General features: G+C 35.7%; 9 protein-coding genes. 5 read left to right on the top strand and 4 right to left on the bottom strand.

The window, feature by feature from the left end:
• Window positions 1-556: 556 nt before the first annotated feature.
• Window positions 557-1,132, bottom strand: coding sequence for a hypothetical protein (locus ACT5E3_RS03600; protein ID WP_444996943.1), 576 nt, complete (start codon window positions 1,130-1,132; stop codon window positions 557-559).
• Between the two features lie 338 nt (window positions 1,133-1,470).
• Between ACT5E3_RS03600 and ACT5E3_RS03595 the strand changes: the two genes are divergently transcribed.
• The 3 genes from ACT5E3_RS03595 to ACT5E3_RS03585 all read left to right on the top strand — a co-directional run bounded on the left by ACT5E3_RS03595 (window position 1,471) and on the right by ACT5E3_RS03585 (window position 3,455).
• The gene (locus ACT5E3_RS03595; RefSeq protein ID WP_444996942.1) at window positions 1,471-1,665 is read left to right on the top strand and encodes a hypothetical protein; all 195 of its coding nucleotides are present in this window, start codon (window positions 1,471-1,473) and stop codon (window positions 1,663-1,665) included.
• Window positions 1,666-2,003: 338 nt separating this feature from the next.
• On the top strand, window positions 2,004-2,402 hold the full coding sequence (locus ACT5E3_RS03590) for a GFA family protein (RefSeq protein WP_444996941.1): 399 nt from the start codon (window positions 2,004-2,006) through the stop codon (window positions 2,400-2,402).
• A gap of 363 nt (window positions 2,403-2,765) precedes the next feature.
• Window positions 2,766-3,455: an endonuclease gene (locus ACT5E3_RS03585; RefSeq protein WP_444996940.1), complete on the top strand. Its 690-nt coding sequence runs from the start codon at window positions 2,766-2,768 to the stop codon at window positions 3,453-3,455.
• Between the two features lie 108 nt (window positions 3,456-3,563).
• Here ACT5E3_RS03585 and ACT5E3_RS03580 read toward each other — a convergent pair whose 3' ends face one another.
• Complete coding sequence (locus tag ACT5E3_RS03580) at window positions 3,564-4,532, bottom strand: GGDEF domain-containing protein (protein WP_444996939.1); 969 nt, start codon at window positions 4,530-4,532, stop codon at window positions 3,564-3,566.
• A gap of 363 nt (window positions 4,533-4,895) precedes the next feature.
• Here ACT5E3_RS03580 and ACT5E3_RS03575 point away from each other — a divergent pair, with 363 nt between their 5' ends.
• Entirely contained in the window at window positions 4,896-5,363 is a 468-nt protein-coding gene (locus ACT5E3_RS03575; protein ID WP_444996938.1) for an immunity 22 family protein, read from the top strand.
• Between the two features lie 3 nt (window positions 5,364-5,366).
• Here the strand turns inward: ACT5E3_RS03575 and ACT5E3_RS03570 are convergent, their stop codons facing one another.
• On the bottom strand, window positions 5,367-8,006 hold the full coding sequence (locus ACT5E3_RS03570) for a CHASE domain-containing protein (protein ID WP_444996937.1): 2,640 nt from the start codon (window positions 8,004-8,006) through the stop codon (window positions 5,367-5,369).
• A gap of 1,292 nt (window positions 8,007-9,298) precedes the next feature.
• Between ACT5E3_RS03570 and ACT5E3_RS03565 the strand changes: the two genes are divergently transcribed.
• Window positions 9,299-12,772 (top strand): glycosyl hydrolase family 18 protein, encoded by a 3,474-nt coding sequence (locus ACT5E3_RS03565; protein WP_444996936.1) that lies wholly within the window; start codon window positions 9,299-9,301, stop codon window positions 12,770-12,772.
• Between the two features lie 313 nt (window positions 12,773-13,085).
• Here the strand turns inward: ACT5E3_RS03565 and cobN are convergent, their stop codons facing one another.
• Complete coding sequence (cobN, locus tag ACT5E3_RS03560; protein ID WP_444996935.1) at window positions 13,086-17,174, bottom strand: cobaltochelatase subunit CobN; 4,089 nt, start codon at window positions 17,172-17,174, stop codon at window positions 13,086-13,088.

The following is a 17,174-nucleotide window of genomic DNA, read 5'->3' as shown; positions in this document are numbered from 1 at the left end:
TTGAGCTGGGAGGCGAATCGATATTCAATTATTCTTATCTTTTATAAAAGTGATTCGAAAATTAGCCAATATTATTTACTGTTTTTACTCAAATTAAACGTAATTTCGAATACTGAGATGTCATTAATTCTCAGCGATAGCTGATAGCAGTTATGGCGTGTTTTTAGATTGGTTAAAGGTTAACTAAAAACCTTTCGATTTAAATTGATACCTTTAATAAATTTATTTTCCAACTTCTCTAAGTAATGCGTTAAGGTACTTGATGAGCCCATCACGGTTAGCTGTGATAAATCACCTTTCTGTTTTATCAGTTGAATAAAGCCTTCACTATCGATATTGAGCTTTTGTAAAATTGGTGGTTCATTCTGTTGAATATAACCCCGTTTGTCATTGCGAATAGCTCGGCCTAGTTTGCTTCTTTAATTGATTGATTCGTTGTTGAATACTGGTGTAATCAGATTGTTGTAAGTTTTTAGCTATCTTGGCTCGAATTGGGTTCAGGTCAACATAACTCATGGCTGTGATGACTGCTGATTCATCCAGTAAAGGTTGTGATTTAAACCTGCCCTCCCACAAATTGTTCTGGAAACCAATTTGAACATCGGAGGAACGACGATGGCCCGAAGGGTGAATGCCAGGGAAGGCATTCATAAAATCGACCTTTACAGTTATTTTCCTTATTCGCTTTATGGGCTAAGTATTCATTCAGACAGCGCATCAACCAGGAAATGTCAGTTAATCGTTTTCGCCATTCTTCAATGATGTCTTGAGCAACTTCTCGAATGCCTATCGCTTGTGGGTTCTTAAGGTATTGTTGAACCACTGTGGGTATTTGATAAATCCTTTTCCAACGTCTGATAATATTAGCTTCACTCCAACTCTTCGCCTTATCCACATCCACTCGAAGTACCAGATGGTAATGGTTACTCATAACCGCATAGCTGGCGATTTCAATCGCAAAAGTACTAGCCAGATAAGCTAACCGTTCAACAATCCAGTCTCGGCGATGTCCATAAGATTGACCGGAAAAATGGTCTTCGCCACAGAGAAAAGCGCGGCGGACACAACGGGAAATACAATGGTAGTAAGGGAGTGTTTCTAAATCGATAATGGTTTTGCGAGCGCGAGTCATATTAATATCCTTATTAACGTTTCATCCTGAGGACTAACTTAACCAACTGCGACTTGTTTGTCTAACAATTATTTGAGAATATGAAGGAAAGAACTGGGTGTCCAGTTTACCCGTTTACCCGACAAATCGGATATATCAGAAAATATTACAATCACTTTTATTTGATGACAGTAGCCTCATTAAATACGGGATCTTGACATAACAGTGAAATCAGGAAGAATTTGGTCATTATTAAAAACTCAAAATGCAGTTAACCTGTTGTTTGAGTATTGATGAGATTTACTGCATAATAAACAAGTTTTTATATAAAATGAACGAAATAGTAAAGGGGATTAAAAATGACTTCACCGTTATGGATGTTATTAATTGTTTTAATAGTTTGGTTTCTACCATTTATAATTGTAATAAAATCTGATAAAACAACTGGTGGCGAAAAGTTAGCATGGTTGCTAGCTTTGTTTTTTGTGTCATGGTTTGTTTGGATTTTTTATGCATTACTAGCACCGTTAAAGCCCATTAATAATAATTTATAACACCCCCTCGCGGTATGTTGAGTTAAATTGTAGATCAGCGTTGAGGAACAAAATCCAACAACAGTATATAGAACGACAATAACTTTTATTTGATGTTTTATAATTAATCAACTTTTAAATATTTGTAAGAAGAGGCTATCCAGTCCTTTAAATGTATCACTATTATTTACTCAATCCGACAAATAAATCAGGTTAATCAATGTTACTTTTCTAATGATCATATTGTTAAGTGAGACTTCATAGTTAGACCTAGAATAATGCTTAACGATAAATTTAGCTGAGCAAAATAACGATAGAAAAAGTTTGTAATGGCGACTTTAACTGATGGGAGATTCAATATGTACGGCGAATGCAATTGCGGTACAGTATCATTCGAACTAAATAGAGAAGTATCAGATATTTATATTTGTCATTGTTCTATTTGTCGTAAAGCAACAGGTAGTTCAGGCATAGCAGTTAGTATAATCAGTAAAAATAAATTTCATTGGCTCAAAGGTAAAAATAATATCAGTTCATGGTCCAAGCCAGGTCATGATTGGGAAACAAATTTTTGTAGCACCTGCGGCTCCCCACTTCCAGGCGAAAACGATTCTGAAAATATGTTTATTCCAGTAAGTTTATTAACAACTGGCAACAATAAATTAAAAGTAGCCCATCATATATATGTTGGTTCTAAGGCGGGCTGGGAAGAAATAGGCGACTCGGGTAAACAGCATATTGCGGGCTATAATGAATAAATAGCTAGCGTTTAGTGTGTTATTGGGCAATTACCTACTATCTGCTTCAATCTAAATAGTTATCGATATAAAAGCTCTGTTAAGCTTCCCTATCAAAATTCAAATTAACTAAAAAAGATGACTAAAGCATTTTTTTTCGGTATATTCCTGCATAATCTCTGTTTGAAATGATTCTAATAAAATTCTAAGGTTTGGTAGCTTATTATATTTGCTGTCAGCCTCCCATAGCAGCCTAATAAACCAACACTCTGACTAGGCTATTTTCGAGTTCAAAAGGAAATAAACTCCCTCACTTTCAAGTTCAATCTTTGATTGATTTGTCAGTAATTTATTTTAAGGAAAAATAAAATAATGTAGGTAGAAATGTTACGTATCTTTTTGTTTTTGATAATTTCTCAAAATGCATATTCAAGTAGTTTTAACCAGTCAAAAAAAATTCTTTATAAAAAAATTTTTAATAATCGTGGAGAAACTCTCTATTGTGACTGTCAATGGAAGAACAAAAAAGTTGATTTAAAAAGCTGTGGCTTACAAAGCTATTTTACAAAGAAAGAGAGAAAACGTTCATTAAGGACTGAAGCTGAGCATGTTATACCTGCCTCTTGGCTATTAAAGGTTCATAAAAAGCTTAGACAATGTGCAGTTGACGCAACACTATTAAAGAAAAATAAACGCAAGTATTGCCTAAAGCATGATAAGAGTTATAAAAAAGCACATAATGATTTAATAAACCTTTGGCCAACAGTCGGACAAATAAATGCTGATCGTTCGAACAAGCCATTTGTTGATGGTATCAAAAAGGTAATCGATAATTATGGCAAATGTGAGGCAGCATCTGGATCACGAGGTTTCGCTCCACCTAACAATCGAAAAGGAGATATTGCCCGTATTGCTTTTTATATGTCTAAAAAATATGGTGTCACTTACTCCAGACGACAACTTCGGCTTTTTTTAGAGTGGGATAAGTTAGATCCCATATCTTCAGAGGAAATTGAACATCATAATAAAATATATAATATTCAAGGTTATGGGTTGTTCACCTTTACAAACTAGTTAATGTCAAACTATTCATCAATGATTAAATGGTATGAAATAATGTTGTATTAGAAAAAACATAACTAGTATTTTACTTATGCCAATATTTTAACTTTTTAAAAATAATTACCCGAGTACAACTTTATTTCTACCATTACTCTTAGCTTCATAAAGCGCCTTATCACAGCGTTCTATCCAAGAGTTAATTTGATCTGATTCTTGAACCTCAGAAATGCCACCACTAATCGTAACAGGATGTCCTAAATCAAAGTCTTGTTCCTCAACAATTTTTCTTAATTCTTCTGCTAACTTCTCACCTTCATTTTGATTGGTTTGTGAGAGCAAAACAGCAAATTCTTCACCTCCGTATCGAAAAAGTCGATCACTTTCTCTTAATCTTTTTAAGATAGCACTCGATACTCCTTTAAGAACAATATCTCCAGTTTGATGCCCATATGTATCATTAATATTTTTGAACAAATCTAAATCAAAAATAAATAGAGTGGCAGGAGTTTTATAACGCTGAAGGGAACCCAGTGCATTTTCTAATGAAGAATGAAAGGTATGTTTATTCAGTGCCTTAGTCAGTGGATCATGAGTTATTAACGAATTGACTTTTGTCAAAAGTCTTTCGATTAAAATAGAAACAACACATCCAAACATTGCCACCAAAGTTAACGTTGAATAAATTCTGATTAAAGTTGGAGTATGGAAGTATGGACTAACAATATAGTAAGTAGCAGGAATAAATATACACGTTACTAAAAATGCTTCATTAATTTTCATCAGCAAAAATATGTAAGTAATCAATACATATGCCCAAAAAACCCCATATTCTGGGTGTATATACATCACATTAAGAAATGCTATAGAAAGGATAACAGCTACTCCTCTTCCTTCCCAAAGATAATGATTGTTTTTATATAAAAGATATACAACAAAACCAAAGTAAAAAAAACTAAATAAAGAAATAAAACTAGAAAAATACTGAGCGCTATAGAGCTGCAAAATGAAAAATATTATTGCATTTACAGATCCAAACGAAGTAAGGTAAAGGCGAACTTTATACTTAAAGTTATCTATTTCATTGATCATAAATTAATCCCATCGACAAACACATCTCCAAAAACAATATTGTTTTGCTAATTTTATTTAGTGAGTATAGAAGAAACAAAAAAAGATAGTAAAGGCGTATTCACTACTAATAAAAATATGATAAATTATGTTACCTGCAATCAGATTAATTGTGGATTTTCTGCTTGAATATCACTTTATTTTTAAGTGAACATAAAACATTTACTCTACAATAAGAGAAACAAACATCGTTTCGTATCACAAGCAGTTCCTCAGCTAAAGCCTGTCTCTTCACAGGTATTAATCAATAAACTTATCGTTAATCTACAAGCAAACGGTTATAATAAACTTTATTTTATTCCTTTTTAATTGATAACCATCATTGTGACAGCAAAAAAACTTAAAACTGATAAAGGCTTTGACTTTACAAAAAAAAATAAGGTGTCTATTTGGACATCTCAACATCCTTATGCAGATATTCCCGATGAATATTTTGAAGAACGGTTTAGTAAAAACAAAACTAGGGCAAATAATACTTGGTCTGATAATTATGAACTGCGCTTTTTTAATCCAGAGCTTATGGAAACCAATGGCTCACACGAGGGTATGATAAAAATCGAGCAAGCCGCAGGAGAATGTTCGTTTTCAAAATCATTTATTCAAAATTTAATGAATAAAGCTCACAAGAAAAATCAACTACAAATCAGCTGGATTATTTTGTTATACGAATATGAATATAGTGCTAAGTTAACAGACATAAAAAGCGATGAATACACCACTTATTTAGGCGCTTTCAACTATGATAACGACGCTGACAGCCTTATTGAAATTAACGAAGATGACTTTATTTAAAGCCTACTTTATTATTTTTAAATAAAAATAAAATTCTGTCCCTTTACCTGGGTGGCTAATAAAATCAATTCGACCATTATGTTTTTCAATAATGGATTTTGTAATTGCTAAACCTAAGCCTGTACCACCAACTCTTCGTGTATCGGATGAATCGGCTTGGGTAAATTTCTCAAAAACACGCTGTTGAAATTCCATTGGTATTCCAACACCTTTATCTTGTATAGAAAACTTCACCTCATCATCAACTTGCTCTAGGGTAATATTGACCATTGAACCTTTGTCAGAATATTTAATGGCATTTGAAAACAGGTTAGCAAGCACTTGCATTAATCGACTTTCATCCCCCATTACTTTTATATCATTATTTATCGAAACATTTAATTGCAGAAAAACATTATATTTATCTGCAAAACCTTGATTAGATAAAAGCGCTTTATCCATTAGTTCTTTAACATTAATCGGTAACATTTTAATTGACATGTCTGTTGAATGAATTTTATTAATATCTAGCAGTTCATTAATCAAAGACTCCAAGCGCTCACTATTTTCATAAGATATTTTTAGAACATCTTGTATTTTTTTGTCATCCCCATTAAATGCACCACCAACAACTAACCCCAAGGAACCTTTTATTGATGTTAATGGTGTTCTCAGTTCATGACTTACCGTTGATATAAATTCATCTTTCATCCGGTTTATTTTTGTTCGTTCAGTTAAATTATGAATGACAATAGTGTAAAGAGTTTTTTCCATGGTAAGCAGCTTGCTAACGGCTATTTCTATAGGAATTTCGCTTTTGTTTTTATTGATAATCACAAGATCTCTACGACTATCAATCAGTGACTCATATACAAAATCATCGACATCTATTTTAGACTCATAAAAAAACTGCGGAATAATTTGAGTTATAGGCTGGCCAATTATTTCATCGGCCTTGTATCCAAAAAGCACTTCACCTGCCGCATTAATTGACTCAATAAAACCTTTTTCATCAATGGTAATAATCGTTTCTAAAACACTAGACAAAATACCACTAAGTTCAGCAGTACGTCGGGTCACTAATTTTTCTACTTGGTGCGAACGGCCAGTCATAGCCAATAAAAAAGCCCCTAAAAGACTTGTAAATAGTAAGCCTACCGCTAAAATAACCCATGCCTTCCAACCATTGTGTTTGACCAAATACTCTTTAGTTGGCTCAAAATGTAATATCCATTCTCTACCTCCAATAAATAAAGTATCCCCCCAATCAATTAAACTATTGTTTAATTCCTTTTTATTACCATAGAGCAAGTTTTTTTCCGCAGGGGCATCTTTATCGATAATGCTTAAATTAAAACTCTCTCGTTTATTTGTATCTAAAATCTGCTCGACAATATCACCAACTCGAAACACCCCCACAGCAAAACCATAAATATTATTACGCCTTTCTTCTAAAGTTGAACTGGCTCCTTTAAAAACAGGATAGAAAAGCAAAAAGCCTATTTTTTTGCTGTTATCTTGAACAAGTGTTATACCAGCAGTGGCTAATGCTTGATTAGTATCAATTGCTTTTGTCAGTGCTTGTTTTCTTGCTATATCTGAGGCAACATCAAAACCAAATGCTTTTTCATTACCTTTCATAGGTTCAATATAAGTTACTACAACATAGCGATCACGTTCTTTGGCAGGAATTAGTTTCCCATTTTTATCACGCTGCATAATTTGAAAATCATGAAAACCTTCTTGACGCACAGAAGCTTCAAAACTATCTCGTTGCATTTTTAAAATAATCGGATTCCAACCTAAAGCTTGGATCCCTGTTTTTTTTACAATACTGGTAGCAACAAATGTATGAAACTCTTCTCGGTCAACATTTGTTGAACTCACAAAAAAACGTTCGATAGCTTCAACTGACTCGAGGTAACTATGAAACTGCTCTTTAATTTTATCAGATGTATCTTTTGCCAGGTTTTTGAAGTCAAACTGCATTTGTTCATATTCCAGTTTGTTTACCCAAAAAAACAAAACAATTACAATCGACAGCATTGATAGTAAAGGAAACGCAACAGAGTATCGCCTAGCCCACCACAAATTACGTGGCTTAGAAAAAAGAATAAACATTATCGGAGTGGCAATAAGCACACCAATTGTGTCACCAACCCACCAGGTAAACCAACTAAAACTATACTGGCTAGTTGTTATTATCCCATTCAAAAGCAAGCTAGTTGAACCAAAACTAGCATTGATCAGGCAAGCTAAAGGACCAGCAATTAATAAAAATAGAGCAATTTCTTGTTCTTTAACCAAAGCAATTGCTCGCCCTAATATATTCTTCACTAGCACAGCAGCAACGAAAGCTTGCAAAGAAGCACCAGAGGCAGCGGTAATTGCAACCCATATCTGACTTTCTCCTATTACTCCTTGTTCAACAGAAACCCATAAGTTAAGTAATATTGAACCGAGAAAAACCCCCAACCAAAGCCTGTAGCCCCAAATGATTAAAGCAGCTACAGCTAAGCCTGCAGAAGGAAAAATCGCTGTCGCATACCCAGGAGGAATTGCCAACAATAAAGCTAATCTTCCTACTATGGCATAAATGATACAAAGCCCTAAAATTAAAACATAGCCGGGTAAGTGTGATAAGGTACTCTGAGTTTTATCCATGAAATAGGCCAATAGCTATCTATTAATAGCTCTATAGCTGTTAACTAGCTAATATTTAACATCAAATTAACTATAAGTGTAGTAGTAAAAGAGATATTCGTTGAGGTAAATTTATGCATCTAAATATCTCAATAATGTAAAGATAATAATTTTCTCTAGTCTTCAAAGAATCGCACGACTCGGCTCTAGTAGCATTCAAACTAAAGCACGAATTAAAAAATTTTCTGAGCTATATGCTATGAAAAGTTTTTCCTAAAAAACACGTAACATTAGCGCAATAAAAAATTGAAGCAGGTATAAAAAGAATGAAATGATTAAGATTCAATAATTGAAACAGGATATAAAACTTTATCTATTGATCGTTTAATATAAAACAATAGTTTTCAATAACAGTTGGGCTTCCCTACAAAACAATAAAGTATCAACCAGTTTTAATACGACTTACTTCTTTAGTTTAAAACAATATTGTCTTAAATGATCATCTAATAAAAAATAGCAATGTCATTTTGTTTCGACTCTAAAAAATTGACGTTTTGGCCAATCTAATATTTTCACTAACTATCACTTTTTTGAAAAATGTCCATCTTGTTTTTTGTTGATCTTTTTATTAATTATAATAAAACTCAAGTGGATTTTACTTTTCATGGATTAAAAAGAATTAAAAAAACACTATTAAATAAGTTATTTTAAATCATATCGCATTAATTTATGCGAGGATATTCAACTAATCTATATATTAATAACAATGTTTTTCAATACATATAAATCAGTAAAAAATAATTTTAACTAAGTCCTGTTCTAAGCTGTCATATAATACCAACAACTTTAATAAAAACTTTTAAACCACAATTTTTTATTTGCTATTCAATTGCAATATATCCATAGATATTGGATACATAATATCATGCACTGCAATAGAAAATTATAATAACGGTAAACATATTACTTTTATATTTTTATTTCTTCACAAAATAATTTCTAAAGCTTCACAACTTTTTTTTTAGAATTTTTCAGTAAAATCAATCATATTAATTAACTTTCTCTTTGTTAATTTTTAACACTCAATCAGTGAAGCCCATCTCAATTTTTCGACTTTAGTTTGAATTTGCTTGTAATAAATTAATAGAGCCTTATGATAAATGACAGCGATGTCATTTTGGAGAAATAAATCTCTCGCTATAAACACAGTCTCACCCAAATCTATCAACACTCTGCTGTAGGTGCTTTTGTATGTACCATTTTTTATTGAAGATTCCGGGATACTAAACAATTACAATTCGGAGGGCAGGATAATGAAAACCACCCAAAGTCGTGTTGTCAAAACATGGCTCTCTGCTGTCATAACAGCCTCAATGCTACTTGTAGCTGCTGCGGGAGTTACCGCTGCAACAAAGGATGATCATAATAAGGAAATTGTGGGTTACATCACTCAATGGGATCCGTGGAAAGACACTAAAGCCGGTTTTGTGACTAAAGGTGCGGCCAATCATCTCAATGTCGATATGGATAAATATACCATTTTAAATTTTTCTTTCTTTGGCGTTGCAGTGGATGGTTCATTACATTCTGGCGACTTTCGTAATAAAGATATTTATAAAGAAGGCACTGTTCAACAGCCTGCTAACTTATTAAATGGTGATATCTATAGTAGCTGGGATTACTATATTTTGTACGGCGAACTGGCCCCAACCTATGTTCTAAACGATGATGCTAAAGCACAAGGCTTTGTCGCAGAAGGTAACGGTTGGAGAAATACAATTACAGGGTTAACAGGCAGTATGCCTATCCCAGTAAAAAAACCGGGAGGACAACCGGGTTTAATTGAGCTGGCACACAGTAAAGGTGTGAAAGTAATGGCTTCTATTGGTGGCTGGAGCATGTGTCGTCATTTTCCGGAAATGGCTGCCGACCCTCAAAAACGAGCTAAGTTCATGGAAGGTGTCAGAACACTCATGAAAATGGGGTTTGACGGTATCGATTTAGATTGGGAATATCCAGGTCCATATTCTGGAATGAACTTCACGGGTAGTGAAGCGGATTATCCTAACTTTTTAACTTTAGTTAAAGAAATTCGTGCCGAAATTGGCCCAGACAAACTTATCACCTCAGCGTTTTCAGCAGACACTCGTAAACTGGAAGGTTTCGATTGGGTAGAGCTCAATAAGTATATGGATCTATACAACATGATGACTTATGACTTTAACGGTGGTTGGTCTAATATTGCAGGTCATAACTCTCCTTTATACCCATACACTGGTGCAGAAGTATCAGAGTTCAACTGGGATCACACTGCACAGTGGTTGCTTAATAAGGGAATTCCTAGTGAAAAAATAAACATGGGAGTTGCTTTCTATGGGCGAGGAGTTGTTACTCAAAGTTCAGCAGCACTCAATGGCCCGACTAAAAAAGTTGATATTATTGTTCAACCCGACGGTCCAATCTCAAGTGCAGGTGACTTTGTCAATTGGCCAAAAGATGTTTATGACGCAACACCAAACTACTTTTTCATTAAGCAAAAAGAAGCCGATGGTTGGACACTGCACTGGGATGATGAAGCCAAAGTTCCTTATATGACTAAACAAAACTACTTTGTTAGTTTCGATGACGAAAAGTCGATTGGGCTTAAAGCACAATATGTTAATGATTATAATTTTGGTGGTGTTATTGTATGGCAGGTGGCTGGCGATCAACAGTGTTTAGGTGGCTACACCATGCATGGAAAACTGCCAAAGTGTAACCGTTTAAATCCAACACTTGCTAACAAACTCAACGATGTTTTTGCACAAGGTTGTCAGGGTTGTCCAACGGTTCGTATCACTTCTCCAGCAGCTGGTAGCGTTTTTGCTCCAGGTAGCAATATTACTATTGAAGTATCTGCCGCAGATACAGATGGTAGTGTTACTCGAGTTGAATACTCTGCCAATGGCAACCCTATTGGTAGTAGCACGCAAGCACCTTTTACTTTTACTTGGAAAAATGTTACTGAAGGTGATTACAATATTACAGCAACCGCTTATGACAATGCTAATAATATGCGCGAGTCAGCAAAAGTCTCTGTTTCGGTTAACGAAGATCATCTAAAACCTGTGGTTAACATCACCAAACCAGATGATCAAATTGTGCAAGATCAACTAACGCCTGTGTCGCTTGCCGCAACAGCAGTTTATGATGGTGGTCAAATCACTGACGTTGAATTTACTGTTGGCAATACAACACTTGCGGGAACATCTGCGGGTAATAATAGTTACACGGCCACTTGGACTCCAACTCGTTATGGAGCACATACACTTTCAGTTAAAGCTACCAATAACAATGGTTATAGCAAAACAGAAAGTAAAACTTTCACTATTATCCAGTGTACAGGCGAACCTTGGGATCCGAGTAAAGTTTATACTGGTGGTATGGAAGTTCTTTATAAGGACAAAATCTATCGTGCACGCTGGTGGACGCAGAATAATCAACCTGATGTCAGTGATGTTTGGGAATATATAAAAGATTGTGATCCAACCATTCCCGATCCAAGTCCGGTTGTTACTGTTACTTCACCAAAGGATGGAGCAGTATTTAACTTAGGTGATGTTATTGACTTTACTGTCACAGCAACTGATGAAGATGGCAGTGTTACCAAGGTTGACTTTTATAATAATAATCAACTAATTGACACAGTAACAGGTGCACCTTATTCGGTCAGCATACGTGATGCCGCTATAGGTAAATACACCCTAAGAGCTGTTGCAACAGATGATAGCGCTCAGCAAGGTGAAGCATCTGTTTCAATTGAAGTCGTTGATAGCAATACAAACCTTCCACCCAAGGCGGATTTTGCAAGTAGTGTTACCGATCTGACTGCTAGCTTTACTGATCACAGTAGTGATAGTGATGGCACCATCAATAGTTGGTACTGGACTTTTGGTGACGGTACAACTTCTGTTGAATCTAATCCATCGCATACTTATGCCAGTGCAGATACTTACACAGTTACACTAACAGTCACTGACGATGATGGTGATAGTTCAGATCCTGCGAGCAAATCAGTAACCGTTGGTTCAACTAATCCAAACGAAGTGCCAGATGCTAACTTTAAATTTAATGCACAAGGGCTTGTTGTAGAGTTCTCTGATTTAAGTAGTGATCGCGATGGTGATGTGACTGAGTGGGCTTGGGACTTTGGTGATGGCAATACAAGCACTAGTATGAACCCAACACACACTTATACTCGTGAAGGTACTTATCAGGTCACTTTAACAGTAAGCGATGATAAGGGCGCAAGTTCTAAACCTATTACTCAATCAGTTATCGTAGCTGTTGAGCCAAATGATTTGCCTGTAGCAGCGTTTGCCACTAGCGTTGACAAATTGACAGCGACCTTTACTGATCGAAGTACAGATCACGATGGTACAGTTACAGCATGGTCTTGGGATTTTGGAGATGGTAGTTCTGCTACAACGGCTAATCCATCACACACCTACGCTAAAGCAGGTACTTACACTGTCACATTGACCGTTACTGATAACAAAGGCGCAAACTCGCAGCCCGCTAGTGAATCAGTAAAAGTAGGCGACTCAACAGGAAGTTGTGACGGTATTCCACAATATCCTGACGGTATTGGTTCATACGTTGGCGGTACTCAAATTCAAAATGGCGGAGTCCTTTACCAATGTAAACCTTTCCCTTATGAAGGATGGTGTAATCAAGGTTCAGCATATGAGCCTGGTGCCGGTTGGGCATGGCAAGACGCTTGGGTTGAAGTAAAATCTTGTCGTTAACAATGTTAAATGACATATAACTCAAATAGTGAAAAGAGTTGAATTAGCGGGCATTATGTGCCCGCTTTTTTATGGTGCTGTTAGTTGACAAAATATAAAACAATATACTTTCAGTAACTCGTTTATTCTTAGTCGTTTATTAAAAAACGATCATTATAAAACATCATATTAAATAGCCAGACTAAACTGTAATTCTTAGATAGTCCAACGAGCCTATTACTGATTTTTTGATTATACTTCAAGCCTATTCGGCCTACTTTGTTTTTAATTGCCGACGCCCAAAATATCAATAACCATAGACACTTACTTCATATCAAACCAAAGTCCACTTATAAGAACGTTTAGCTTGGAAAACAGCACCCAGTAGCATAACCAACACACAAACTAGTAGCGTCATAAGTAATTGGTAATTCCAATCAGTTTCTCCTGTTGTTGGTTCCACTTTCTCAAGTTTCTGCCCTTCTATTGTTTTAGGAGAGTTGAGTTGCTCTGATATTGAAGGTGATACGGACTCAACAGGAATTATCTGATCGAGACCAAAGCCCCCTGCTGATGTATTCACAAATTCGCGCAGTTTCTCATTATCAACAAACCAATCAAATTGATTAACTAAATCAAGGTAACGTTCAATCAACTGACGCTGAGTTTCTTGTGATGCTTGCCAATAATCTTTTCTTATGGCCTCTAACATTTTTTCAATAAGCTGAGCTTGAGCACCAGGATTAACTCGTTCAAACCACTCGTTCATTTTTAGCTTTAACTTATCTTCCACATAAATTTCATGAAAACTTTGCCATTGATCATCTCTAACCAAATTTGGATCGACTACTTGCCACCCCCAAAAGTTAGCAACTTGTGAGGCCATAGCGACCGCTCCGCTGTAGCCTTCTTTTTGCATCTCTTGGATCCAACGTTTGTGGAATTGTCTTGTTCTTAATTCTTTCGCTAAAAATTGAGCAGCATCTTCCATTTTGCCTTTAGTCGCATTGCGTAAATTAGAAATCATCATCTTAGGGCTTTTTCCATCTAAGTTTCTAACCGCTAACGCAAGCGATCCAAAATATTCAAATGGATCATCAGAACTGAGCATACCGTAGATATTAGATGAGCGTGAAAACATAGCAACATCGGTGCCTGACAATTGTTTCCCGTATAAGTCTAAACCATCTAATTGTTCGCCCCATCGTTTTGGATCAGTGCCAAAAGCCGCTCCCATTTTTGATAAATAATTATCAGCTATTTTCTTGTCATTTTCCCAAGTATCACTGGCAAATACCGGACCATCGGTTCCAGAGCCATATTGACCTGAGGCGTTAGAAAAAATTCTAATACTCGATAGATAAACAGCTTCATCTTCACTATAGCCCTCAGAAATTAAGTTAGCTTTTATTCGTTGGCTATTATCCCAAACTGAATTATTAGCTTCCTTAAGCTCAGTAATTTGTTTAATTGCTGATGCTAACCTTTGAACAACATTTGGAAAAGCATCGCGGTATAACCCTGTAGCAGATAATACGATATCAACTCGTGGTCGTTTTAATTCTGATGCTGGTATTATTTCCGTTCCTATGACTCGACCATCTTCACTCCATTGAGGTTTTACACCCATTGCATAAAGAGCCTGACTTTCCAATACACCGAAGTGCCGCATTGCTTCAATAGACCAAAGAGAAAATGCTAACTTATCGGGGTACTTTCCGTTTTCCAGGTAATAATCACTAATCACTTGTTCAACCAGTTCTTTACCTTGTTTAAATGCAGCCTTAGTCGGTAATCTAGAAGGATCAAAACCGTATAAGTTAAACCCCGTTGGTACAGATTCTGGATGACGGATAGGATCACCTCCCGTTTTAACTGGCACATATTTTCCAGCGAGTCCAGCAACAAGATATTCTAGTTCTTTTATTTCATTTAAATTTTTGTACAACCTTCTACCTTTATCAATATCAGCCTGTAATGCTTTAGACAAATCATGGGAATGACCATGTTGTTCAGCGATAATAAAATCACGCACCGTTTTATAACCCGCCAAACTTTCAATTTCTTCAGCGAGTTCATGAAAATGCCCTTCAGGGTCCTGATGATTGCTTTCGGTATTTTTATGACTATGGCTATGTTGCTTTTTATCATCGCCATGATGGTGTACATGAGTATTTTTATAATGCTTACTTTCAAAAACAGCTGCTCTTTCAACAAACTCGCTACCTAACATTTGTAATAGTGTGGAAGTCATTAAACGTTGTTCGGCTAGCTCACCAAACGAATGTAAACCTAATGGCTGGTTTTCTGCCGCTAGCTCACCAAGGTAATCATGAAGAGCTTCAAGAAAATCAGAAAAGTTTTTTCGAATTTTTGCTTCTGACCAACCAAAGTCTTCACAAATTTTCGATTTAACACAGTGGTCAATAATTTCATCACCAGTTTTTACCTTAACCCCGCCCTCATCCAGCATTTTATATTGATGCATTAACTCATGAATATCTGCTGAGTCGCCCTGTAAGCCTGCCGCAGCAAATGGCGGTGTCATATGAGAAATGACAGTTGCACTTCCTCGTCTTTTAGTTTGCATTGCCTCACCAACATCATCGACGATAAAAGGATAAAATACGGGCGTGTCCCAAATAGCTAAATTGGGGCCATCAAATTTAGATAAACCTCGTTCTTTTCCTCCTAGATATTCTTGCGAACCGTGAGTACCTAAATGAATAATTGCATCACTATTCCAATATTTTCGAGCGTAATAATAGGCCGCTAAATAGTAATGGTTCATTGGTATTTCACCTTTGTGATAGAGCATCTTATCTTGATCTTTATCATCTGCCCTCGGCGGTTGCCTTAAGACTAAAACATTTCCATTTCGAATTCTGGGCAAAACAAAAAAATCTTTGCCATCACGCTTAACCACCATAAAATTGTTTTTCGCTTCTCCCCATTCGTCGATGATTGGTTGAGAAATATTTGAAGGAAGTTGGTTAAACCAAGTTAAGTAATCTGATACAGGCATTAGTTCAGCTAAATCTTCTTCGAGTAATTCATCAAGTTCAAAGTCTCGATAAAAAGGATCTAAAATTCGATTAACTTTTTCTGTATAAAACTCTGGTTCTACACCTTCAACCTGATATCCCTGTTTATTTAGTTCATGACTGATGACATGTAAACTATCTGGTACGTTAAGAAAAGAGGCCCCCATGTCTCGGTCTCCCCAAAAAAATACTGTTAGTTTTTTGTCTTTATTAGGTTTGCGTTTTAATGATGCAATATTAATAGCTTTATTGATCAAGTGATCTAGCTGATAATCAATAACCTCCGAGCGTTCAGTTTTCTTATTTCTTGCTGCAATAATAGTTGGATCAATAACTCCAGCGGTTTCAGGAAGGATCAACATAAATGGTGTCATCCCTGGAGATATACCCTGAACATCAGCCTCCCACTCTTGTTGATTACCATTAAAATAGGTTAATGCTTGCAAAACAGGAACACCTATTTTTTCAAATTCAGCTTTACGCTTATTGGCCCAATGTATAGTGCGAAAATTAATGATCACATCAACTAGTGTTTTACCTTCCTCTTGCAATAGATGCTGATAAGGTGATGATTGTGGGCTTACTTCAAAGAAGAAAGGGAGAACGCTAATACCTTTTTTCTCAAGAGTTCTAATAGTCGCATCAACAACACTTGTTTGGGATGATTCAACTAAAGCTCGCTGCATCATAATCCCAACTAATGGTTGGTTACTTTTGGAGAATTTATCTCTTTTTCTATTCCATGACAAATAACTTTTAAGATCAGAAAAAATCAGATCTTGATATTCGGGGTGATAAATCCCAACCTCTGGATAAACAATTGGAGCATCTACATTCTTTTCGGTAGAACGGAGAACCTTATTAGCAACATAGTCTGCCATTCTTGATAGGTTTTCTTCGCCGCCATTATCATAGTATTGATAGAGATTGTTTGCTTGACGCTTGTTGATCCCTTTTGATAACGGTGATTTTTCTATCCACTTTAATGCGAGAAACTTTTGTGAACTCTGTTCAACTAACGGGGCAAATTTTTCAAATTGTTTTTTTGACTCTCTTTTTGATGCACCATCAAATAAAACAATATCAAACTGTGAAAATATTTTTTTTGCTTCAACCAAATCGGAGAGTTTGGATACCGATTGAGACTCAACCACTAAGTTATGTTTTGCAGCGAAAAGCTTTAAACTCTCAACTTTTGCTTTATATGTATGATTCGTTCGAACAACTAATAAACTTGCTGCTTTATCTGTTGTGTTTGCGTTTTTATTAATTGCTTGAGATCCTCGCGCGAATAATAATGCGCTGCCCCAATTAGAAACGGTTAATCCAAATAAAACCTCGATAACCAGTAAGCATTTAAAAACTTTATTAATCCCCAT

It is taken from the genome of Aliikangiella litoralis, from assembly GCF_052495765.1.
The sequence above is the reverse complement of the archived record's forward strand: the minus strand, read 5'-3'. Positions and strand labels throughout refer to the sequence as shown.

Coding starts and splice junctions, on each gene's coding strand:
- ACT5E3_RS03600 (WP_444996943.1), bottom strand. CDS start 1,132: ATGACTCGCGCTCGCAAAACCATTATCGATTTAGAAACACTCCCTTAC.
- ACT5E3_RS03595 (WP_444996942.1), top strand. CDS start 1,471: ATGACTTCACCGTTATGGATGTTATTAATTGTTTTAATAGTTTGGTTT.
- ACT5E3_RS03590 (WP_444996941.1), top strand. CDS start 2,004: ATGTACGGCGAATGCAATTGCGGTACAGTATCATTCGAACTAAATAGA.
- ACT5E3_RS03585 (WP_444996940.1), top strand. CDS start 2,766: ATGTTACGTATCTTTTTGTTTTTGATAATTTCTCAAAATGCATATTCA.
- ACT5E3_RS03580 (WP_444996939.1), bottom strand. CDS start 4,532: ATGATCAATGAAATAGATAACTTTAAGTATAAAGTTCGCCTTTACCTT.
- ACT5E3_RS03570 (WP_444996937.1), bottom strand. CDS start 8,006: ATGGATAAAACTCAGAGTACCTTATCACACTTACCCGGCTATGTTTTA.
- ACT5E3_RS03565 (WP_444996936.1), top strand. CDS start 9,299: ATGAAAACCACCCAAAGTCGTGTTGTCAAAACATGGCTCTCTGCTGTC.
- cobN (WP_444996935.1), bottom strand. CDS start 17,174: ATGGGGATTAATAAAGTTTTTAAATGCTTACTGGTTATCGAGGTTTTA.